Origin of the sequence: Aggregatibacter sp. HMT-949 (assembly GCF_041734645.1) — a bacterium.
GTDB lineage: Bacteria > Pseudomonadota > Gammaproteobacteria > Enterobacterales > Pasteurellaceae > Rodentibacter.
Genome location: NZ_CP162010.1, coordinates 293,055 through 315,892, shown reverse-complemented (window position 1 = coordinate 315,892; position 22,838 = coordinate 293,055). Strand labels below are relative to the sequence as shown.

At 45.7% G+C, this 22,838-nt stretch carries 20 protein-coding genes; 9 read left to right on the top strand and 11 right to left on the bottom strand.

The window, feature by feature from the left end; genetic code table 11:
- Window positions 1-98: 98 nt before the first annotated feature.
- From AB3F25_RS01590 to priA, 5 genes are all read right to left on the bottom strand, one after another.
- Complete coding sequence (locus AB3F25_RS01590; protein ID WP_373603787.1) at window positions 99-3,185, bottom strand: efflux RND transporter permease subunit; 3,087 nt, start codon at window positions 3,183-3,185, stop codon at window positions 99-101.
- A gap of 13 nt (window positions 3,186-3,198) precedes the next feature.
- Window positions 3,199-4,395, bottom strand: coding sequence for an efflux RND transporter periplasmic adaptor subunit (locus tag AB3F25_RS01585; protein WP_373603786.1), 1,197 nt, complete (start codon window positions 4,393-4,395; stop codon window positions 3,199-3,201).
- A gap of 30 nt (window positions 4,396-4,425) precedes the next feature.
- Window positions 4,426-4,989, bottom strand: a complete 564-nt coding sequence (locus AB3F25_RS01580; protein WP_373603785.1) for a TetR/AcrR family transcriptional regulator — start codon at window positions 4,987-4,989, stop codon at window positions 4,426-4,428.
- A gap of 138 nt (window positions 4,990-5,127) precedes the next feature.
- Window positions 5,128-5,892 carry a cell division protein FtsN gene (gene ftsN, locus AB3F25_RS01575; protein ID WP_373603784.1) on the bottom strand — a complete coding sequence of 255 codons (765 nt, stop codon included), beginning with the start codon at window positions 5,890-5,892 and terminating at the stop codon, window positions 5,128-5,130.
- Window positions 5,893-5,992: 100 nt separating this feature from the next.
- Complete coding sequence (priA, locus tag AB3F25_RS01570; RefSeq protein ID WP_373603783.1) at window positions 5,993-8,185, bottom strand: primosomal protein N'; 2,193 nt, start codon at window positions 8,183-8,185, stop codon at window positions 5,993-5,995.
- Between the two features lie 127 nt (window positions 8,186-8,312).
- Here priA and trmB point away from each other — a divergent pair, with 127 nt between their 5' ends.
- The 9 genes from trmB (at window position 8,313) to AB3F25_RS01525 (ending at window position 16,090) form a co-directional block, all read left to right on the top strand.
- A complete protein-coding gene (trmB, locus tag AB3F25_RS01565; RefSeq protein WP_373603782.1) occupies window positions 8,313-9,053 on the top strand; it encodes a tRNA (guanosine(46)-N7)-methyltransferase TrmB in 741 nt (246 codons plus the stop codon).
- A 307-nt stretch (window positions 9,054-9,360) separates the two neighbouring features.
- Entirely contained in the window at window positions 9,361-9,705 is a 345-nt protein-coding gene (locus AB3F25_RS01560; protein WP_373603781.1) for a YggL family protein, read from the top strand.
- Window positions 9,706-9,926: 221 nt separating this feature from the next.
- On the top strand, window positions 9,927-10,466 hold the full coding sequence (napF, locus tag AB3F25_RS01555; protein ID WP_373603780.1) for a ferredoxin-type protein NapF: 540 nt from the start codon (window positions 9,927-9,929) through the stop codon (window positions 10,464-10,466).
- Window positions 10,459-10,743, top strand: coding sequence for a chaperone NapD (locus AB3F25_RS01550; RefSeq protein ID WP_373603779.1), 285 nt, complete (start codon window positions 10,459-10,461; stop codon window positions 10,741-10,743). The genes napF and AB3F25_RS01550 overlap by 8 nt, the downstream gene beginning before the upstream one ends.
- 35 nt (window positions 10,744-10,778) lie before the next feature.
- A complete protein-coding gene (gene napA, locus AB3F25_RS01545) occupies window positions 10,779-13,262 on the top strand; it encodes a nitrate reductase catalytic subunit NapA (RefSeq protein WP_373603778.1) in 2,484 nt (827 codons plus the stop codon).
- A 58-nt stretch (window positions 13,263-13,320) separates the two neighbouring features.
- On the top strand, window positions 13,321-14,136 hold the full coding sequence (gene napG / locus AB3F25_RS01540) for a ferredoxin-type protein NapG (RefSeq protein WP_373603777.1): 816 nt from the start codon (window positions 13,321-13,323) through the stop codon (window positions 14,134-14,136).
- Complete coding sequence (gene napH / locus AB3F25_RS01535; RefSeq protein WP_373603776.1) at window positions 14,136-14,999, top strand: quinol dehydrogenase ferredoxin subunit NapH; 864 nt, start codon at window positions 14,136-14,138, stop codon at window positions 14,997-14,999. The genes napG and napH overlap by 1 nt, the downstream gene beginning before the upstream one ends.
- Before the next feature lie 5 nt (window positions 15,000-15,004).
- Window positions 15,005-15,454: a nitrate reductase cytochrome c-type subunit gene (locus AB3F25_RS01530; RefSeq protein ID WP_373603775.1), complete on the top strand. Its 450-nt coding sequence runs from the start codon at window positions 15,005-15,007 to the stop codon at window positions 15,452-15,454.
- A gap of 12 nt (window positions 15,455-15,466) precedes the next feature.
- A complete protein-coding gene (locus tag AB3F25_RS01525) occupies window positions 15,467-16,090 on the top strand; it encodes a NapC/NirT family cytochrome c (RefSeq protein WP_373603774.1) in 624 nt (207 codons plus the stop codon).
- A gap of 148 nt (window positions 16,091-16,238) precedes the next feature.
- Here the strand turns inward: AB3F25_RS01525 and AB3F25_RS01520 are convergent, their stop codons facing one another.
- The 6 genes from AB3F25_RS01520 to oapA all read right to left on the bottom strand — a co-directional run bounded on the left by AB3F25_RS01520 (window position 16,239) and on the right by oapA (window position 22,712).
- Window positions 16,239-16,595: a diacylglycerol kinase gene (locus AB3F25_RS01520; RefSeq protein ID WP_373603773.1), complete on the bottom strand. Its 357-nt coding sequence runs from the start codon at window positions 16,593-16,595 to the stop codon at window positions 16,239-16,241.
- Window positions 16,596-16,608: 13 nt separating this feature from the next.
- Window positions 16,609-18,852 carry a GTP diphosphokinase gene (relA, locus tag AB3F25_RS01515; protein ID WP_373603772.1) on the bottom strand — a complete coding sequence of 748 codons (2,244 nt, stop codon included), beginning with the start codon at window positions 18,850-18,852 and terminating at the stop codon, window positions 16,609-16,611.
- 65 nt (window positions 18,853-18,917) lie between these two features.
- Window positions 18,918-20,234: a 23S rRNA (uracil(1939)-C(5))-methyltransferase RlmD gene (gene rlmD / locus AB3F25_RS01510; RefSeq protein WP_373603771.1), complete on the bottom strand. Its 1,317-nt coding sequence runs from the start codon at window positions 20,232-20,234 to the stop codon at window positions 18,918-18,920.
- On the bottom strand, window positions 20,234-20,944 hold the full coding sequence (gene recO / locus AB3F25_RS01505) for a DNA repair protein RecO (protein ID WP_373603770.1): 711 nt from the start codon (window positions 20,942-20,944) through the stop codon (window positions 20,234-20,236). Before recO ends, rlmD begins: the two co-directional genes overlap by 1 nt.
- A 3-nt stretch (window positions 20,945-20,947) precedes the next feature.
- A complete protein-coding gene (locus AB3F25_RS01500; RefSeq protein ID WP_373603769.1) occupies window positions 20,948-21,361 on the bottom strand; it encodes an Opacity-associated protein OapB in 414 nt (137 codons plus the stop codon).
- Window positions 21,362-21,428: 67 nt separating this feature from the next.
- Complete coding sequence (gene oapA / locus AB3F25_RS01495; RefSeq protein WP_373603768.1) at window positions 21,429-22,712, bottom strand: opacity-associated protein OapA; 1,284 nt, start codon at window positions 22,710-22,712, stop codon at window positions 21,429-21,431.
- Window positions 22,713-22,838 lie beyond the last annotated feature (126 nt).

The window sequence follows — 22,838 nt, the reverse complement described above, 5'->3', positions numbered from 1 at the left end:
GCACCCGTTGGGTGCGTTTTTTTTTGACTTATAAAAATAGCACCGCATTGGAGCCTGTCTCAATGCGGTGCTGTTTTCAAAGTTCAATTAAAGTGCAATTAATGCGCGGGTTTGCTTGCGTTTTCTTCAAACACTGGTAACGGTTTGTGTTCGGTCGCCACATAGCTGTACACCACAGGCAATACGAACAGCGTGAAAATGGTGCCGATAGATAAACCGGCTACAATAACGATACCGATACTAAAACGCGATACCGCGCCGGCCCCCGTTGCGTAAAGCAGCGGAATCAAACCGGCTACCATTGCAGCGGTAGTCATCAAAATCGGGCGTAAACGCACTTTTGCAGCAGCGGTAATCGCGTCAATGCGATTCTTACCGTGCAGTAACTGCTCTTCTTTCGCCACTTCGCACATTAAAATACCGTGCTTGGTGATAAGCCCGACGAGGGTAATTAAGCCTACTTGCGAGTAAATATTCAAGGTGGTGCCTGAAATACCGAAGAAAGATAACAAGTTAAGCATCAATAACGCGCCGCTTACCGCCAATGGCACGGAAATCATAATCACCATCGGATCGCGAACCGATTCAAATTGAATCGCCAACACCAAGAAGATAATGATCACCGCTAAAGCGAAAGTGACCGCCAAAGCGTTGCCTTCCTGTATCAGCTGACGCGATTCCGATTTGAAGTCGTAAGTATAGCCTTGCGGAAGAGTGCTATTTGCTTGTTGTTGCAACCAAGCTACCGCATCGCCGGTGGAACTGCCCGGCATCGGCACCGCACTGATGGTTGCCGCATTTAATTGACTAAAGCGCGGTAACGAAGTCGGTTGGGTTTCAAGTTTTATGCTAATCAAACTGCTCAGCGGTACGGCTTGGCCATTGCTGGCATTTAAGTAGTAATTGTTGAAACTTTCCGGTGATAAACGATCGTCGCGTTTTACTTGCGAAATCACTTTATAAGCCCGCCCGTCGATATCGACTCGAGTAATGGTGGCGCCCGACAAGAAACTGCCTAACGTATTACTGATTTGTTGCATGGTGATACCGTAAGTCCCCGCTTTTTCCTTATCGACGGAAATCGTCATCTGCGCGGTATCATATTTCAAGTCAAGATTGGTATAAATAAACTTACCCGACGCTTTCATCGCTTGTAAAAATTTCTCGGCGGTATTGGCTAAAGCATTATAGTCTTGCGCCGTTTTCAACACGATGGAAACCGGCGGACCTTGTTCCCCCGTATCGATTTCCGGGAAGTTAAAGGCGGACACGGAAACTTCCGGAATGCTTTTTGCCTTCGCATTCAGTTCGTTCATAATTGCCGCTTGTTTGCGAGAACGTTCGTTCCAATCTTTCAACGTCACGATATTCAAAGATGCGTTAGAACTCGGCGCGCCGGCGATACTCATTCCAAACGATACTTCCGGCATCTCCATCAGGTTTTTCATATAAGGCTGCATCGCATCTTGAATGTAGTCCACGTTTACATTAGACGGTGCCGAACCGATAGCGATAAATGCCCCCTTGTCTTCATTCGGCGTCAATTCGCTGGAAAGCGAATTGAAAAGAAACGGCAAACTTGCAAAGATCGCCATCGCAAAAACCACCATAGATTTACGGTTTTGCATCACGATGTCTAACATATAGTTATACAGCGCATTCATTTTTCCGAGCGTATGTTCGACTTTGAGTTCCATCCAAGTCGGTTGCGCATTGGATTTCAGCAATTTGCTGGTCATCATTGGTGACAGCGTTAGTGCCACGATACCTGAAATGAACACCGCACCGGCAAGTGTTAAGGCGAATTCTTTAAACAGCGTACCGGTAATACCGCCCATTAAAGCCATCGGAGAATACACGGCGATTAAAGAAATCGTCATGGAAATAACCGGCAAGGCAATTTCGCGCGTACCGATAATTGCTGCACGGAACGGCGTTTCCCCTTCTTTAATATGTCGATCCACATTTTCCAATACAACAATCGCATCGTCCACCACCAAACCGATGGCAAGAATGAGCGCTAACAATGTCATCAAGTTAATGGAAAAATCTAAACTTTGTAACATCATTAACACCCCAATCAAAGAAATCGGAATGGTTAACACCGGAATTAAAATGGCGCGCAGCGAGCCGATAAACATCAAAATCACTACCAAAACGATCACCGTTGCTTCAACGATGGTTTTTACCACTTCATTGATCGAGCTGTTAATCGCAATGGTGCGGTCGTAGAGGATGTCGGATTCAATACTGTCCGGTAATTGTTTCTTAATGTTGTCGTACAACGGACGAATTTTTTCCGCTACCGTCAACGGGTTGGCGGAAGAGGTCGGGTTAATGCCCAATACTACAGAATCCGCGCCGTTAGCCGTGGCGCGCGAGTTATCGCTTTCTTTATTTAATTCAATGGTCGCAATATCGCGTAAGCGCACTAAATCATCGCCGTTTGAAGCCACAATCAGGTTGCCCAATTGTTCGACTGATTTCGTGGTGGTTTCCACTTTGTTGCGATAAGTCACATAGTAACCGTTGTCGCTACCCGCGGCGGTTTGTACGTTGTTCGCCGACAGAGCGGACATCACAGCGGGAGCGGAAAGATTTTGCCCAGCCATTTTTTGCGGATCCAACCAAATACGCATCGCATATTCCGCGGCACCAAAGATTTGTACTTCCGCCACCCCCTCAATGGTAAAGAACTGCGGTTTCACCACACGGTTGATATAGTCGGTTACCTGGCTGGAATCGAGTTTCTTGGAACGGAAACTAATATACATAATCCCCGTACCGCCCGATGAAGATGCCACGGTTGGATCTTCAATCCCGCTCGGTAACTCGGAGCGCACCGCATTGACCTTCGCCAATACATCCGCAAGCGCCCCCGCCGGATCCGTATTAAGTTTCATTTTTACAGTGATGGTGGAAGAGCTCGGCGCACTTGAGGAAGACATATAATCAATATTGTCCGCTTGGGCGATCGATTCTTCCAGTTTTGAGGTGACAAAAGCTTGAATCAAGTTTGCATCTGCCCCCGGATATGCGGTGGTTACGGTAATAACCGTAGTCGTCATTTTAGGATATTCACGCACGGCCAATTTCGAGATTGCCTGCAAACCCAAGATAATGATCAACAAGCTAATCGAAACCGCTAAAACCGGGCGACGAATAAATATATCGGTAAATTTCATTCGTATTTCCTAATTAAAGATTGGTTTTCTTCGCCGGTGCGGTGCCGCCAACAATATCTTTCTTAATCCACTCAACAAGGCTGCCGTTGCCGATGCCTTGTTGACCGCCGGTAACGATTTTATCGCCAACTTTCACTTCATCACCTTGTAATTGAGAATAAATACCTTGGCGATCTTTGGTAAAGACAGTGATTTGTTTCGCGCGATACAGTGAATCCAATTTCGGGTTATCGGCAAATTTAGCTTTATCTTCTTCAGATAACGGCTCTAACAAATAAGAAATTTCACCATACATGTTATAGCTTATCGCCACTTGCGGCACCACAATTTGGTTGGTTTCGGTCGGCAGCGCAACATGCAACCGCGAGAACATACCGGAAAGCAATTTTTTACTGTCTTCCGCATCAAACGTCGCTTGTACATCCACCAAACCGGTTGTCGAATTAATCGCCGGCTCAATTGCGCTAATACGGGCGGAAAAAGTTTCGCCTTGACGCGCATCAGTGGTGGCGGTAACGCGTTGACCGATGGTTAATTTGTCCAAGTCATTTTGCGAAATGGCGAAATCAACTTTCATTGAACTGGTATCTTCCACCCGCACAATTTCCGATCCGACGTTCACATATTGACCGACATTCACTTTCACGATACCGGTTTTACCATCAAACGGCGCGACAATTTGACGACGTTGGATGGTTGCTTTTAATGATTCGATATTCGCCACTTGTGCATCATAGGCGGATTTTGCATTGTCCGCTTCTTGACGAGATACGGCTCCGCTGGCCACCAAATTAGCATAACGTTGATAGGTTTGCTGAAGCGCCGGAAGTTGAGCTTGTGCTGCTTGAAGACTGGCTCGTTCAACTGAACTATCCAGTTCAACCAATAAATCGCCTTTCTTCACGTTTTGGCCGTTTGTCACTAACACGCGCGAAACGCTCCCCGCATTTTGAGCACTTAGCATCGCTCCTTGATTCGGACGAACCAGCCCCGTAGTATGAATAACCGGCGTCCATTCGCTGGCGCGTACTTCCAATGCGGTGACCGGGCTGGACTGTTCCGGCATATTCGCTAGCGCTTTGCCAATCATAATGCCGCGTAACACATTAAAGCCGATGACACCGGCAAAAATTAAGACAAACACGACTAAAATGATTTTCATAAAGAAAATATGCGAGCGTTTCGGTCTCTGGATTTGAGTTTGACTCATTTAAAAAAACTCCGTTAATATTTAAGAGGATTACTTCTGAATTGCCCGCCAAGAGCGTTCAATCACAGATTCTAAAATTTCATTGTTGAGCGACACATCGATAAATTTCATGTCCGTCGCAATCACAATAGAAGTTTTTAAACTTAATAAAAAAAGAATGTCGTCAGGTAAGTCCGCCAAAATATCAGCCTTGCGAGCCTGCCGGCAAAAGAATTCCCAACGACCGTTTTTCACTCCCCGGCAAATTTCAAAGAAATTCGGTAGTGATTGATATTGATTCAAATTGGACAAAATCGTGGGATTCTCTTGCAAAAATTGCCAAATGTTCCACCACGTTTGTCGATATTGTTCAAAAAAAGATTTCGATTCGTCGAAATCTTTCTCCAGAGTCGCCATAAATATGGCAAACACGCGTCGAGCAAATTGTTCCAGTAATTCATCCTTATTTTTAAAATAAAGATAAATCGTGCCGGCCGCCACGTTGGCTTCTTTTGCCAACTTATGCATCGAAAGCTGAGTTAAACCTTCTTTTGCCATTAAACGATCGGTTGCCATAAAAATTTGCTCGGCTAAATCTGTTTTAGTATGTTGCATAATAGAATTTAGGTTAAAAATTGAAAGAAAGGACATTTGGGCCAGTAAAATGAATAAGCGTTCATTTTATGTTTTTTTTCGTTTTTAGCAAGCTAAAAATAAAAAAGCACGGCTATTTTCACCGTGCTTGATTTCAGATTACATCCCGATAATTACGCAACTGATCACCTCTTTGGCCTTATCTTGCGCTTGTACCGCGCCCTCTCGATTTGGAAACGGCCCCACGCGCACGCGATTCCATTCTCCCGCTTCCAGCACCTGCGCATTTACGCCGGCCATCGCCAAACGACCTTGTAAACTCTCCGCTTGGGCACGGTTCTTAAAAGCACCGCATTGAAGGCCAAAGCGCTTACTACCGGCGGCTACCGTTTCCACCGGTTTACTTTCTGCCGCTTTAGTCTCCACTTTCTTCGCCGTTTCAACTTTGACAGCTTCGGCTTTTTTCACCGTTTCTGCCGACTTTTTCGCTTCTGCTTTAGCCTCATCGGTTTGCGCCGTTTCCTGAGCTTGTGCTTTTTGCTCCGCCGCTTTGCGCATATCTTCCGCCGCCTTTTGCTCTTTTTCCATTTGAATCAGCACTTGGCGCTGTTCTTCCGTTAAACGCATATTTTTTTCCACGCTGGACGGTTTATCATCCACCGGCACGGTACGAGTTTCCAAAGCTTTAATATAACTCCACACTTCTTCCGGGCGATTCGGTAAGACACTTTTCGGCTGCGTTTTTTCCGGCGCCGGCGCTACGGAAGCCGTCCCCTCCGGAGCCTTACTTTTCAAAAAATAAAGTCCCGCGCCAAAAGCAAATAACACCGCGAAAGCGATGCCAATCAGCATATTTTTATTATTGCTGTCTTTCTTTTTTTTCTTATTTGAACCGCGACGCGCGGCAAAATCTCGATGAGCCACAATAAAATCCTAACATATCCGTTTAACCCCAAACGGGAAATAAAAAAGCGCCTAATTCTACTGAAAAAGGCGATTATTGGCTAGTGTAAATATCCGGCAATCAAGCCAGATCCTGCGGATCTACATCTAATATCAAACGCACTTGAGTGTTTTTTTCCACATGCGAAAAACGGTATTCCCGTAACGCCTTTTGTAAGGCCGTTCGCGAAGTATGTTGCAACAACAACTGCCAACGAAATCGTCCCGCCTTTTTGCTAAAAGGCGCCGGCAACGGGCCAAGAATCTGTAATCCTGCAATATTCTTCTCGCGGAAAAAATCCGCAATTCGTGCCAATTGGTTTTCCGCCGCCTCCGAATCGCGCGCCTGCGCTTTGAACAATGCTTGGAAACTAAAAGGTGGCAAGCCCATGGCACGGCGTAAACGCAAGGTTTCTTGCGCAAACGCTTGATAACCATGCGCCAGCAACGCGGTTAATAAAGGATGATCGGGGTAATGAGTTTGTAGCACCACTTCCCCTTGTTTTTCTGCCCGTCCGGAACGCCCCGCCACTTGCACATAAAGCTGTGCCAAGCGTTCTTCCGCACGGAAATCCAAGGAAAATAAAGCGCCGTCCACGTTTACCAAAGCCGCCAAAGTAACATTCGGAAAATGATGCCCTTTTGCCAACATTTGTGTGCCGATAAGAATTTGACTTTTGCCCTGCTGAATATCTGCCAAATAACCTTCCAACTTCCCTTTGCGCGCCGTGCTGTCGCGATCAATACGCGCCACGGAATAGTTCGGGAATCGGGCTTTTAACGTTTCTTCCAATTGTTCGGTGCCCAATCCGGTGGTTACCAAGTGTGTGCTCCCACAAGCACCGCATTGACGCGGCACCGTTTTCTGCGAGCCGCAATGATGACAGCGCAATGCGCGTTGATGTTGGTGATAAGTATAAGGTTTTTCACAATGGGGACATTGCGCCATCCAACCGCATTCGTGGCACAGCAACACCGGCGCGAAGCCGCGTCGATTCAAAAATAACAACACTTGATTGCCTTTTTCCAAATGGCTTTGCATATGTTCCAACAAAGGTTGCGACAAGCCGTTTTGTACGCGCTGATTCTTTAAATCAATGACAAATTGACGAAGAGTTCCCGCATTTCCCGCTCTTTTTGATAGCACCAAGTGCTTAAATTTACCGTTTTGTACGTTATTAATACTTTCCAAACTTGGCGTTGCCGAGCCCATCAGAACCGGAATATTGAGCTTTTGAGCCAGCACGATAGCCAAATCGCGTGCGTGATAGCGCCAGCCGTCATGCTGTTTGAATGACGCGTCGTGTTCTTCATCTAAAATAATGCAACCCAAATCGGCAAATTGCGTAAATAGCGCTGAGCGGGTGCCGATCAGCACCGCATTGAGCCCGCTTCTGGCGCGCTCCCACACATGCAACCGTTGGGTGTCGTTTAAATTCGAATGCAACACGTCGATTTCTACGTTAAAACGCGCTTTGAAACGTTGCACCGTTTGCGGCGTCAGTCCGATTTCCGGCACCAGCACCAACACCTGTTTACCGGTTTTCAACATTTCTTCGATATATTGCAGATAAATTTCGGTTTTGCCCGAGCCCGTCACGCCGTCCAACAGCCATACGTTAAAATCGCGTTGAAACATCAGTTGACTAAACGCCAACGCTTGTTGTTTGTTCAACGTTAAGCGATTTTCTGAATTCACCAAAGGCTTGTTGCCCAAGGCTTCCCGCCAACTTTTAGGTTCGATATGAAGGCGTATTTCGTCCACCAAATGTTTACCTTTCAAGGCCGACCAAATTGTTGTCGAAAACCCATTATTGCCCTTTTCCAAATCTTGCTCGAGCAAACATTGCAAGGCTTCCGCCTGTTTTTTAGAACGTTTCAGTTCGCCTTGCGCAAGCGCTTTTTCGCCCGCCGCATTAATGCGCCAAAATGCGCGTTCTTCTTGCGCCGATTTTTCACCGTTACGCAATTTCACCGGCAACGCCTGAAACAACACTTCGCCAATCGCCGCCTGATAATAATTCGCCGCCCAATGCAGCCAATCCCAATAAATCGGTGCAAATAACGATTGCTCATCCAAAGGTTCAAGTACGGTTTTTAATTTCTCCGCCGACATCGCCGATTGCGCCGCCAACTCCACCACGATCGCCAGCCGCTTTTGCGAACCGAAAGGCACCCAAACGCGCCCGCCCGGCGGTAACGGCATATCGTCGGGTGCGAGATAATCAAACAAATGGGGAAGCGGCACAGCAAGCGCCACGCGGACAATTTTCATAGCAAGCCTTAGGAAAAATTCGAGGGGAAAATCCGGCTTATTATACGTAAAAAGCCCGATAAAGATCGAAAAGATCGCGATTTCGTGTATAATCGCCGCCAATTTTTTTCACGCAAAAATATCCGTTATGACACAAACTTTTGCCGATCAAAAACGTAAAACCGTAGAAACCGCCGAATTCACTGAAGACGGCCGCTACAAACGCAAAGTGCGCAGTTTCGTGCTACGTACCGGACGTTTAAGCGAATTTCAAAAAAACATGATGAACGACAACTGGCCGACGCTAGGCTTGGATTATCAGAAAGAACCTTTTGATTTTGCGAAAATTTACGGCGACGACAAACCTGTTGTGCTGGAAATCGGTTTTGGTATGGGAAAATCCCTAGTGGAGATGGCCGCCGCCAATCCCGATAAAAACTACCTCGGTATCGAAATACACACGCCGGGCGTGGGTGCCTGCATCGCTTACGCAGTGGAAAAAGGTGTGAAAAATTTACGTGTGATCTGCCACGATGCCACCGAAATCCTGCGCGACAGTATCGCCGATGGTGCACTCGGCGGCCTGCAACTGTTCTTCCCTGATCCTTGGCAGAAAGCCAAACATCATAAACGTCGCATTGTACAGCCGCATTTTGTTGCACAAGTTGTACAAAAACTTCGTCGCCACGGCTTCATTCATATGGCCACCGATTGGGAAAACTATGCGGAACAGATGTTAGAAGTGCTAAGCGCCAACAGGGAATTAGTAAATACGGCAAAGAGCGGAGATTATATTCCGCGTCCGGATTTTAGACCTTTGACAAAATTTGAGGCGCGCGGGCATCGACTCGGGCATGGAGTGTGGGATTTGTATTTTGTGAAGAAATAATTTATTTCTCTGAAAAATTTATTTGCTTCCTTTTTGTTTAAGTATCATCGGCGAAACTCGATATAAAAAACAAATACATTCCTGCGAAATCATGTAGCAAATGCACCAAACCGTTGAATCAAGAGTTAGCATCAAACATAGCACCGCATTGAAAGCAGCTCCAATGCGGTGCTATTTTGCAAAGGTAATTCCAGCGTTGTGCAACTGCTACATAATTTCCCATTCCTGTCCACAAAACCCAATGCCAAAATTCCCAATTTAATATAGAATACCCGCCCGATTTAACCTCAACCATTAGGAGAAACCCATGGCTAAATCCCGTAATCAACGTCAACGCAAAAAACTTCATCTTGCCGAGTTCCAAGAATTAGGTTTTTTGGTGAACTTTCAATTCGCCGAGGGCACCACTATCGAAACAGTGGATGAAATCATCGATCGTTTTATCGCCGAAGTGATTCAACCGAACGGGTTAGCTTATGAAGGCAGCGGTTACTTGCACTGGGAAGGTTTGGTGTGTTTGGAAAAAATCGGTAAATGTGACGAAAGCCAGCGTGAAGCGGTGAGAACATGGCTTAAAGCGAACGGTTTACAACAAATCGAAATCAGCGAATTGTTCGATATTTGGTGGGAATATCCGACAAAGGAAGTCTAATTTAATCCATAAAAAACAGCGTGGAAAGGTGGTTTTTCACGCTGTTTTCATTTCAGTATCAAAAGGAATTTATGTTTAATTTGTTCAATCTTTGATCTACCACAACAAAAGTTCACTTTTTACCAAATTACCCCTTTTAGGTAGTTTTTATTATCTCTGCTCAAAAGCATAATTCAGCGCTTAAAAATTGTATTGAAAAACCATACATAAAAGGCTGTTTGATGACCGTTGAAAACTTATCACGCCGACAACTGTTACGTGGAAAACTTTTAACATCGTTACAGTCAAAAAGCGAGCAAACCGAAGATTTTGCCCCGATTCGTCCGCCTTGGTCAGTGACTGATGAGGAATTTATTGCTCAATGTACGCGTTGCGGAGAGTGCCTCAATGTTTGTGAGACGCACATTTTGGTTAAAGGTGATGGCGATTTTCCGGAATTGAGTTTCGAACACGGCGAATGCACTTTTTGTGGAAAATGTGTCGATATCTGTGAACAGCCGATTTTTCGTCCTAAAGAGGAAACGCCTTGGTCATACAAGATCAGCATTTCAACCGGATGTCTTACTGAGCACCGCATTGAATGTCGTTCCTGCCAAGATAGTTGTCCCCAAAACGCCATTCGTTTTCGTTTACAATTAGGTGGCGTGGCAAAACCAAGTGTAGCCTTGGAAAGCTGTAATGGATGCGGTGCTTGCGTAGCGAGTTGTCCAACCAAAGCAATTAGTATTAGAAGAGGAATAGTTAACGATAACCATGAATAATGCTAAAATTTTAACGATGAATGACGCTGAAGATTGGCATGTAGTCGGCTTATATATTCAAGCCAATCCACAGAAAATGGCTTCAATTAAAGCCACCCTTTTGTCGATTCCACATACTGAAATTCCTACCGAAGATGATGTTCAAGGAAAATTAGTAGTAGTAATGCAATCTCATGATGAGCATATTTTATTAGACAATATGGAAGCGATAAAAGACATTGACGGAGTGATTACTGTCTTACTGGTTTATCATCAGCAAGACGAGCATTCAAAATAATTTTTAATTAAACAAAAATAGTGGGGGAAAACGCTATGAATTTAAGTCGTCGAGACTTTATGAAAGCCAATGCGGCCATGGCAGCTGCAACGGCTGCGGGATTAACCATCCCGGTCAAAAACGTGGTTGCGGCCGAATCCGAAATTAAGTGGGATAAAGCTGTTTGTCGTTTCTGTGGTACGGGTTGCGCCGTACTGGTGGGAACCAAAGACGGACGTGTTGTAGCGTCGCAAGGCGATCCGGATGCGGAAGTAAACCGTGGGTTAAACTGTATTAAAGGCTATTTTTTACCGAAAATTATGTACGGTAAAGACCGTTTAACACAGCCAATGCTTCGTATGAAAGACGGTAAATACGATAAAAATGGTGATTTCACGCCAATTAGTTGGGATATGGCATTTAAAACCATGGCGGAGAAATTCAAAGCAGCAATTAAGGAACTTGGCCCTAATGGCATCGGTATGTTTAGTTCCGGTCAAACTACCATTTTTGAAGGCTACGCAAAATCCAAACTATGGAAAGCCGGTTTCCGTTCCAATAACATCGATCCAAATGCCCGTCACTGTATGGCATCTGCTGCCGTAGCGTTCATGCGTACTTTTGGTATGGATGAACCTATGGGTTGCTATAACGATATTGAACAAGCAGAAGCCTTTGTGCTTTGGGGTTCCAATATGGCGGAAATGCACCCGATTTTGTGGTCTCGCATTACTGACCGTCGTTTATCCAATCCGGATGTTAAAGTTGCGGTGCTTTCTACCTTCGAACATCGTAGTTTTGAATTAGCTGATTATGGTTTAATTTTTAAACCACAAACCGACTTAGTCATTTTAAACTACATTATCAATTACTTAATTCAAAACAATGCCATTAACTGGGATTTCGTTAATAAACACACTAAATTCAAACGTGGTGAAACCGATATCGGTTATGGTTTACGCGATAACCACCCATTACAAAAAGCCGCCAAAAATCCAAACAGCGGTAAGATGTATGACAGTAACTTTGAAGAATTAAAAGCCCTAGTTTCTGAATACACCTTAGACAAAGCTCACGAAATGTCCGGCGTGCCAAAAGATGTATTGGAAGAGCTTGCGAAATTGTATGCGGATCCAAAACGTAAAGTCGTGTCTTTCTGGACCATGGGCTTTAACCAACATACACGTGGGGTGTGGGCGAACCAGTTAATCTATAACATTCACCTCTTAACCGGTAAAATTTCTATTCCGGGTTGCGGTCCGTTCTCTTTAACCGGTCAACCGTCTGCTTGTGGTACGGCGCGCGAAGTCGGTACCTTTATTCACCGTTTACCGGCAGACTTAGTGGTTACCAATCCAAAACACCGTGAAATTGCGGAAAAAATTTGGAAACTGCCTGCCGGTTTAATTCCTGATTTGCTTGGTTTCCATGCAGTGGCACAAAGCCGTGCACTAAAAGACGGCAAAATGCGTGTGTTATGGCAAATGTGTACCAATAACATGCAAGGTGGCCCAAATATTAACGAAGAAACCTTCCCGGGTTGGCGCAATCCGGACAACTTTATCGTAGTGTCCGACCCATACCCAACAGTTTCTTGCTTAGCTGCCGACTTAATGCTTCCGACAGCAATGTGGGTAGAAAAAGAAGGGGCTTACGGTAACGCAGAGCGTCGTACGCAATTCTGGCGCCAACAAGTCAAAGCGCCGGGTGAAGCAAAATCTGACGTATGGCAACTAGTAGAATTCTCTAAATATTTCACCACCGATGAAATGTGGCCGGCTGAAATTCTAGAGAAAAATCCGGAATATAAAGGTAAAACCTTATATGAAGTGTTATACCGCAATGGTCAAGTGGATAAATTCCCATTAAGCGATCTTGCAGAAGGCCAATTAAATGATGAGTCCTACGACTTCGGCTTCTATTTACATAAAGGCTTATTTGAAGAATATGCTTCATTCGGTCGTGGTCATGGTCATGACTTGGCACCGTTTGATATGTATCACAAAGCACGTGGCTTGCGTTGGCCGGTAGTTGACGGCAAAGAAACCTTATGGCGTTACCGTGAAGGCTATGATCCGTATGTAAAAGAAGGCGAGGGTGTGGCGTTCTACGGCTATCCGGATAAAAAAGCGATTATCCTTGCTGTGCCTTATGAGCCACCTGCAGAATCACCGGATGAAGAGTACGACTTATGGCTATCTACCGGTCGTGTGTTAGAACATTGGCATACCGGTACGATGACTCGTCGTGTGCCTGAGTTACACCGTGCCTTCCCAAACAATCTTGTTTGGATGCACCCATTGGATGCTGAGGCTCGAGGTTTACGTCATGGTGACAAAGTTAAGGTTTCATCTCGTCGTGGTGAAATAATTTCTTACTTAGATACACGCGGACGTAACAAACCACCTCGCGGCTTAGTGTTTACCACTTTCTTTGATGCAGGCCAGTTGGCAAACAAATTAACGTTAGATGCGACTGACCCGATTTCAAAAGAAACCGACTACAAAAAATGTGCGGTAAAAGTGGAAAAAGCAGCCTAAACGTATCACTAAAATAGCACCGCATTGAGCCCTTGCCCGATGCGGTTAAGAAAAGAAAATGAAGAAACCTATCCTTAATCCTGAACGCAGAAAATTTTTAAAAGACGCCGGTAGAACCGCCGGCGGCTTAGCCGGCGTGGGGATTTTGTTGGGGTTACAACAAAGCCAAAGTCTTGCTCGCGAAGGCGTGGCGTTGCGCCCCCCTTTTGCTTTGCAAGACGCCAAAGCCTTTTCGGCCGCTTGTATCCGCTGTGGACAATGCGTACAAGCTTGTCCTTACGATATGTTGTACTTGGCGTCTTTATTATCGCCATTGGAAGCGGGCACGCCGTACTTTATCGCACGCGATAAACCTTGCGAAATGTGCCCGGATATTCCTTGTGCCCACGCTTGTCCGAGCGGCGCATTGGATCGTTATGCGACAGATATCAATGAATCGCGTATGGGGCTTGCGGTATTGCTCGATCATGAAACCTGCCTGAACTGGCAAGGATTACGTTGTGATGTGTGTTATCGGGTTTGCCCGTTAATCGATAAAGCGATTACACTGGAAAAGCAACATAATCCGCGTTCGGATAAACATGCTTTATTTATCCCGACCGTGCATTCCGACGCCTGTACCGGCTGCGGAAAATGCGAACAGGCTTGCGTGCTAGAGGAAGCGGCGATCAAAGTATTACCGATGGATCTCGCCAAAGGTATGTTAGGCAAGCATTATCGTTTGGGCTGGGAAGAAAAGACAAAAGCCGGTCATTCCCTCGCGCCGAAAGATATGATTTCGTTGCCGACACGTACACCGGAAGCCGCCGCAACGGCGACTATGCCGGAACCGGCGGAACCGATTTTGGCTCCGATATTGGAAGGGAGTAAATAATGGCGAACGCACCGAAATACGCAGGTAAAGAATCCCGTGAAAAATGGGGTTGGTGGTATGCCAATCGCTTCTTGTTTTGGCGTCGCTTAAGTCAATTTAGCATTCTCGCAATGTTTTTAAGCGGGCCTTATTTAGGCGTGTGGATTCTAAAAGGCAATTATAGCGGAAGTTTATTGCTGGATACCGTACCGTTAAGCGATCCCTTAATTACAGCGGAAAGCTTGGCTGCGCGTCATTTACCCGATGTGTTGACCTTAATCGGTGCGGTAATTGTCGTGTTGTTTTACGCGTTACTCGGCAGCAAAGTTTTTTGTGGCTGGGTATGTCCGTTGAATGTAGTCACCGACGCAGCCGCTTGGTTACGTCGTAAACTCGGTATTCGTCAAACCGCCAAACTTTCTCGCGGCTTGCGTTATGGTATTTTAGCCATGATTTTAGCGGGCAGTGCGGCAAGCGGCATGCTTCTCTGGGAATGGATTAATCCCGTCGCAGCATTCGGTCGCGCTTTTATATTCGGCTTCGGCGCAACCGCTTGGTTATTGTTGGTCATTTTTCTTTTCGATTTATTAATTGTAGAACACGGCTGGTGCGGCCATCTTTGCCCGATTGGCGCCACTTACGGCGTTATCGGCGCAAAAAGCCTAATCCGTATTAAAGTGATTGATCGCGCGAAATGTGACAATTGTATGGATTGCTACAATGTCTGCCCGGAAGCCCAAGTGTTACGTTCGCCTTTACACGGCAAAAAAGACGAAAGCCTTCTCGTGCTTTCTAAAGATTGCATCAGCTGCGGACGTTGTATTGACGTTTGCGCTGAAAAAGTTTTTAAATTTTCGACCAGATTCGATCATTCAGGGGAGTGATTAAAATGACTAAACAGGTATCTAAAATTTTAGCGGGTTTCATCACCGCGCTTTTGGCCGGTTCCGTTATCGCAGCCGATAACAACATTGAACCGATAGGAAAAGATTTAGCCGCCTCACCGGAAAACATTGAACCGGCATTTCACAATGCGCCTCGTCAAAGCGAACTGCCGGCCTTAAACTATGTTAACCAACCACCGATGGTACCGCATAGCGTGGCGAACTACCAAGTGACCAAAAACGTCAACCAATGTTTGAACTGTCATAGTCCGGAAAACGCACGCTTAAGCGGCGCAACTCGCATCAGCCCGACACACTTTATGGATCGCGATGGCAACATCGGTTCAAGTTCTTCGCCGCGTCGTTATTTCTGTTTACAATGCCACGTGTCCCAATCTAACGTGGATCCGATCGTGCCTAATAATTTCAAACCGTTAAAAGGCTACGGCAATTAATAAGGAACGGCTATGTCAGAGAAAAAACCAAACTTCATCCTACGCTTTTGGCATTGGTTTCGTAAACCGAGTCGTTTAGCTGTTGGTACGATTATTTCCCTCGCCTTTATTGGCGGTATTCTGTCTTGGGTCGGATTTAACTACGGTTTGGAACAAACCAACACCGAGCAATTCTGCGCAAGCTGCCACACACAAGACGCGTATCCCGAGTACTTACACAGCGTGCATTACCAAACGCGTACCGGTGTTGGCGCAAGCTGTCCTGATTGCCACGTACCGCATGAATTTTTACCGAAGATGAAACGTAAAATCGTTGCGGCGAAAGAAGTGTATGCATACTACACCGGCAAGGTGGACACGCTTGAGAAATTCAACCAACGTCGTTTGGAAATGGCGGAAAACGAGTGGGCGCGAATGAAAGCGAACGATTCGAAAGAATGTCGCAATTGCCACAAAGTGGATCGGATGAATTTCAATGACCAACGTTCCGTTGCGGCAAGAATGCACCAAAAAATCCAAACGGAAGGGAAAACCTGTATTGATTGCCATAAAGGTATTGCACACCAATTACCGGATATGAGTGGCGTGGAATCCGGCTTTAAAGACGACAATAAAGCAGCAGAAGCGAAAAAGTAAAGCATTTCGCCTGCACATGAAATGAAGGTCGTAAATAGCACCGCATTGGAAAGCCTTTCAATGCGGTGCTATTTTCAATTATGAACGACGAAAAACGGCACCTATTTCTTATAGGTGCCGTTTTTGTCGGAAATTTATATTATGGGATTTAGAAGAACAAAATCGCTCCCCAAACGACACCAACGATGCAAAGTGCTACAAATACCGCAGCGGAACCTTGATCTTTCGCGCGCCCTGAGAGTTCATGGCGTTCGCTACCGATACGATCTACCACGGCTTCCACGGCGCTGTTTAACAATTCCACGGCCATCACTAATAACACGGAGGCAATCATCAAGGCGATTTCAATTTTGGTTTCGCCCAAAAAACAGGCGAGCGGAATTAAAATCACCGCGAGAAAACATTCGTGGCGAAAGGCCGCTTCGTTTTTGAAGGCGCTTTTTAAGCCTTGCAAGGAATATTTAGTAGAATTGATTAAATGGGTTAAGCCCGTGGTTTTATACATAACTGTTCCTGTTTTATAAACGTTTGGCTTCGATCACGTCGTCGAGTTTCGAAAGCCGTGCCAAAATCTTGCTGAGGCTTTCCACATTATGGAGTTCAATTTCCATATCGATGGTCGCCAGTTGTTTTTTGGGTTCAGTGCGGGTTGATACATCCGACACGCTGATTTTCTCATTTGCCAGAACCGTAGTAATATCGCGCAATAAACCGTTCCGATCGCTTGCCACAATACGAATATTAATGTGGAAACCGCCCGCATAATTTTCACCCCAAACGGATTCCACCACACGTTCCGGGTGCATTGCCTGTAAATCCGAAAATTGTTCGCAGTCGGTTCGATGAATGGAAATACCGCGCCCTACAGTGATATAGCCGACAATGGCATCGCCCGGAATCGGTTGACAGCAACGCGCGATATGATGCATCAAATTGCCTACACCTTCCACAATTACGTAGCCCTGTTTACCTTCATTTTTTTGCTGCGCATTGAGTACGCTTTTATTCACCGTCTTATTGGCAACATGGCGCAAAATTTCTTGATCAGCTTGCTCGGCGCTCACTTTAATCAATTTGCTTTGTAAAAAATTCACCAAATGATTCAGACGAATATCACCGCTGCCGATGCCCGCATAAAGATCCTCTAAATTTTTTAGGTTGTAACGAGGCAACGCATAAGGCTCGACTTGTTTGATATTGAGATTTAAACGTGCCAATTCGTTATCGAGCAATTCCTTGCCTGCCGGAATATTCTTATCGCGATCTTGTTTTTTAAACCATGCTTGAATTTTCGCGCGAGATTTCGCCGTGTGAGTAAAACCTAAATTCGGGTTTAGCCAGTCGCGGCTTGGGTTCGGGTTTTTCTGTGTAATGATCTCGATTTGATCACCCATTTGCAGTTGATAGGTAAACGGCACGATACGCCCTGCCACTTTCGCACCAACACAACGATGACCGATTTCGCTATGAATGGCATAAGCAAAATCCAACGGTGTAGAACCGGTCGGTAAATCCACCACCTCACCTTTCGGAGTAAATACATAAACCCGGTCGTCAAACACTTGGCTACGCAATTCCGCCATCACTTCGCAGGAATCAGTAATATCGTCTTGCCACGCCAACAGTTTGCGCAACCAGGCGATTTTTTCTTCGTAAGCCGACATACTGCCGGTAGTGCCTTCTTTATATTTCCAGTGGGCGGCAACACCGAGTTCCGCATCATCGTGCATTTGTTGGGTGCGAATTTGTACTTCAATCGGTTTGCCACCTTTACCCAGCACCACAGTGTGAATGGATTGATAACCGTTTGGTTTCGGATTCGCAACGTAATCGTCGAACTCTTTTGGTAGGTGTTTGAAATGAGTGTGCACGATGCCCAATGCGGTATAACAATCCTGCAATTTCGGCACGATAATGCGCACCGCTCTGACATCATATAAACCGCTAAATTCTAAATGTTTCTTGCGCATTTTGAGCCAAATGCTGTAAATATGTTTCGGGCGACCGTAAACTTCCACTCGTTCAATGTTTTCGCGCAAATAGCCACTGAGTTCCGTCACAAAATCCGCAATGTAGCGTTCACGATCAAGACGACGCTCCTGTAAAAGGTTGGCAATGGCGCGATATTGTTCAGGATGTAAATAACGAAAGCAATAATCCTCCAACTCCCATTTCAACTGACCGATGCCCAAACGATTGGCAAGAGGCGCATAAATATTGGAACATTCTTTCGCGGCAAGCACTTTGTCTTCTTCGGAACAGCGATTTTCCGCATCGCGTAAGAAGGTGATACGCTCGGCAAGTTTGATAATCACGCAGCGGAAATCGTCCACCATGGCAAGCAACATACGACGTACGTTATCAACTTGCAACGCATCAGCGGAATGGCTGGCGTTGAGTTGGCGAATGTTATCCATATCCTCCACGCCTTTGAGCAATTTACTGATTTTCGATCCAAAGGTCTCTTTTATATCTTCCCAATCGACAAGCTTATTGGCGACCACAGGAAACAGCATGGCGGTCAACAAACTATCCGCATCCATATTGAGTTCGTGCAGAATTTCCACCATTTCCACGCTGGATTGCAGAGTTAAGGTCGCATTTTTCATCTCGTCGGGATTGGCGCTCATTAGCCTGCGCGCATAATACCAAGCCTCAATCAGATTTTTTTCGGTTTGTTCCGCCAGTTTCAAACCGTCACACCATTGTTCAATCACAAAATCTTGCGGATTTAACAAATGAGAACTGCGCACAGCAACCATAATACCCCCTTGTGATGAAGAAAGAGCGACCTCCTGTCACTCCGTTTTTGAGCCGTTATTGTACACTACTTTCGCGTAAATAATGTGATGGATTCCAAATGCCCGGTATGCGGAAACATGTCAATCACCGCGCTTTTTTCGATTTGATAGCCGAAGTCGCGTAAAATTTCCGCATCGCGCACCAGCGTCGCCGGATTACAAGAAACATACAAAATCTTTTTCACTTGCAATTCCAGCACCGCATTCAAGGCAAACAACGCACCGCTTCTCGGTGGGTCAAGTAAAATTTTGTCGAAGGGCTGCATTGCCCAAGATTGATCGATAAAGGATTGGGCAAGATCCGCTTGAAAAAATTCAACATTACGAATCTGATTATCTAAGGCGTTTTGGCGAGCTTTTTGTACCATTCCCAAAACACCTTCAATGCCAACCGCACTTTTTGCCCGTTTAGCAAGCGGCAAGGTGAAATTGCCCATACCGCAGAACAAATCCAACACACGGTCTTGCTGAGTTAATTCAAGCCAACAAAGCGCCGTTTGAACCATTTTTTCATTTAACGCACGGTTAACTTGAATAAAATCACGAATATCAAAATGCAATCTTGTGCCGTCATCAAATTGATAATAAGGCGCGTCGCCGTAAATCTGCTCAATGCCGTCATCGCTTTGCAAAAACAGCATTAAACATTCGCGTTCGGCAAAATTTCGCAGCAAAACGCGGTCGCTTTCTACTAAGTTTTTGGTATAACGCAATAACATCGCCACACCGTTATCCGCTGCCACCAACTCAAGGTGACCAAGTTGTTTCGGCGCGGAAAATCGGTTTAAAAGCTCGGTAAGTTGTGGCAATAAGCGATTAATGGCAGGCGCCGCCGTCGCACAGGATTGCGCGGCGATAAGCTGATGCGAATTTTTCCGGCGAAACCCCATTTCAATGCGGTGCTGTTTCGGGTTCTCACATATACTCAAACGCACGCGACGACGGTAGCCCCAAGGCTCACCACAAATCATCGGTTGAAAAGAAATCGGTTCGGGCTGTAATTTGCTTAAGCGACTAAACAATGCGCGCTGCTTCGCTTCGCGTTGCATTTCGACAGGAATGTGTTGCCCTTGGCAGCCGCCACACTGCTCGTAATAAGGACATTGCGGTGCAACGCGTTGAGGGCTCTTGATTCGCCATTGTTGTGTCGTTGCGCGTCCGTATTGGCGCTTTTCTTCCAATACGCGGCATTCCACTTGTTCATGTGGCAAGGCATTTTCAATAAACCAAGTTTTACCGTTAATTTTTGCTACGCCGAACCCTTGATAATCCAAATCCAAGATTTCGGCCTTAAGGTTAGAGACGTTTTTTGTTTTTTTCGGAGGAGAATAAAGGAGTACCATTATTTTAAATAAAGAATATTTTGCGTGAATAATTCTCGGCTTTTTAACGGTTTGTTTCCAAGATAAGGTTTAAGCGCCATACGGGTGAAGCGTTTAGCTGCTTGGCGTACACTTTCATCGGAAAAATCAAGTGAATTGAACGCCATCAAATCGCGCCCGTAAAAAGTCTGGTTATCTTTCACTAAGGACGCGATAAAACCTTTTTCTTCGCGGTAACGATAAGTCATACTCGCCTCCACCGCTTCGCCACTGCCGACGCAATGCAGAAAATCCACACCGTAGCCGAGGATTCGCAATAAGTTAAATTCAAACGAACGCAAACATGATTCAATGTTCGGCTCCGTAGCCAAACCGGTCAGACATTGCAAATAATGCTGAAACAGTTGTGGATTTGCCGTTTCCGGTTCAATCACGCGCGTCACTAATTCATTCACATAAAAACCGCTGTAAAGAGCAGTTTGTTGCAAAGGTAAAGTGATAGCAGCGGCTTCCGCTTTAGTGAGGGTTTTTAAACTGCTTTTGCCGCTCCAACGTAACAACAACGGGGTAAAAGGTTGAAGCGCCGATTTCCACGCGGAACGTTTGGCGCGCGCACCTTTGGCAACCACGCTTAAGCGACCGCTTTCTTCGGTAAACAAATCCACCAATAAGCTAGTTTCGCCGTAGGGACGACGATGAAGCACAAAGCCGCGTTGGAGTTCTGTTTGCACGGATTATCCTAGTGATTTGTCCGTGGTAACTTCACGCGGTTGTAACACGCATTGCTCCGCCAATATTTCGCCAACACTGGTTTTTAAGCTGCTAAAATCTTCGCGCTGTTGCCACGTCCAACGAATATTACCGTAATTATTGCCGCGTTCTGAAATAACGGAAGTCAATCTTTCCGTCACACCGTTAAACGTGACGGTAACGCGTTTTAAGATTTTCTTATTCTTTTTTTGTTCGCTATGAACGACGCGAACTTGCTTATTATCTTTACAAAGATATAAAGCCGCCGCGCCTTTTTGTGACGCTTTATCGACTTTCTCCACCGCCATTTTCTGAGGGTGCGGTTCGTTTAATAACCTATTTTGTGCACAACCGACCAGTAAAAGGACGGAGGAAACCAGCAATGTTTTTTTCAGCATAAGCACCTACCTGAATTAAACAAATTAAGCGAATGAAAGAAAAAGGGCGAATATTCGCCCTTAAAGATTATTTTTTGAATTGATACGAACCGTCGGATTGACGAACAAACTTCGCACCGTCAGGTAAACGCAGCTCACTAACACGCCCTTGTGCGTTCAATGAAACCTGCACTTTATCGCCCGATTTAAAATTACTTAACGCATTGCCCGCACCGCCTGCCTTGGTCATCGCGTTCACATCGGCAATATTTAAATTGTTATCGCGGAATACTTGCATTAAAGACACGCCTTGCGGCACCGTTAAAGTTTTGCTCGTGCGAGCCGTGGAGGCGGTTTCTTTGGTCGAATTACCGACCGGTTTTGCCTCAACGATTTGAACTTTATGATCATTTTTTGCCGCGATTTTCGCCTCTTGAACAGGCACTTTCGATGCGCTTTCGACTTTTACCGTTTTCGGCTCTGCAGTATTTTTTTCAACGTTTTTGCGTTCCTGCATCGCCGGTTTGAGCGCTTCATGTTTTATCGTTTCATGACGAGGCTCCGCCACTGTTTTGCGCGCTTGCGAAAGCGTTCCGGTTTGCTCACCGGAGAGCACCGCATTGCTTTGCGCAACTTGAGGTTTCAATATATTTTGAAACGTCTCGGCCGGCATTTCACTTCCCGTTTGCGCTTGCTGATCCGTCTGTGGTGCGATTTCAGATTGCGACGGAAGGCCGTCTAACACGGTGTTTTCCGGTGCCTGAGATTGATCTAAAGATTGAAATTGTAACGGAATTTCGTTGCTATTTTGCAATTCAAAAGATTCCACCGTATCGGAATTCGGTTTTAACGCGAAAAACACCATCAACAAAATCACCAATGCCAAAATCGTAACAAATAAGCGGCGATGTCTTTCCGGCAAAATTTGCAATAATTTCCATTTTTCCGGACGTTTCAATGCGGTGGCCGCAGCGGCAGCGCTTGCCGCTAAAGTTTGTTTGCTTGGCTGCGCGCCGGAAGTGTCGGCCTCAAGCGAGATTTCCTCGTTGTTTTTGGCATTATCAACGACCTGTTCGACGCCGGATTCGACTTTTTCTTCCGCATATTCCGCCTTCGGCTGCGGAATCGTTTGTGCCGGCGTTGCCATATCTTTTGTCAATTCAGTTTCGCCGAAAGTCGGTTCGCGCCGCACGTGAAATTGGGTTTCCGGCTGTCCTTTACGACCGAACAAACCTTTTAAACCTTTCGCTTTATCTAACAAAGATTCACTTGGTTGTACCGGTTTTCTCGGTGTAACCGCATCCTCTTGGCCTAAACCAAGATCCAATTCGTTTTGGGATTTGTTGTCGTTCAACGGATTGTTATTCGCCATATCTACAGAACTACCTCGATTAATAAATGACGGCACATTTTCGTTCTTGTTGCCGAGTGCAACAAAAGTACAATGAAAAAAGTACAGTCAAAAAAGTGCAGTAAAAAAATTGCGGGTATTTTATCG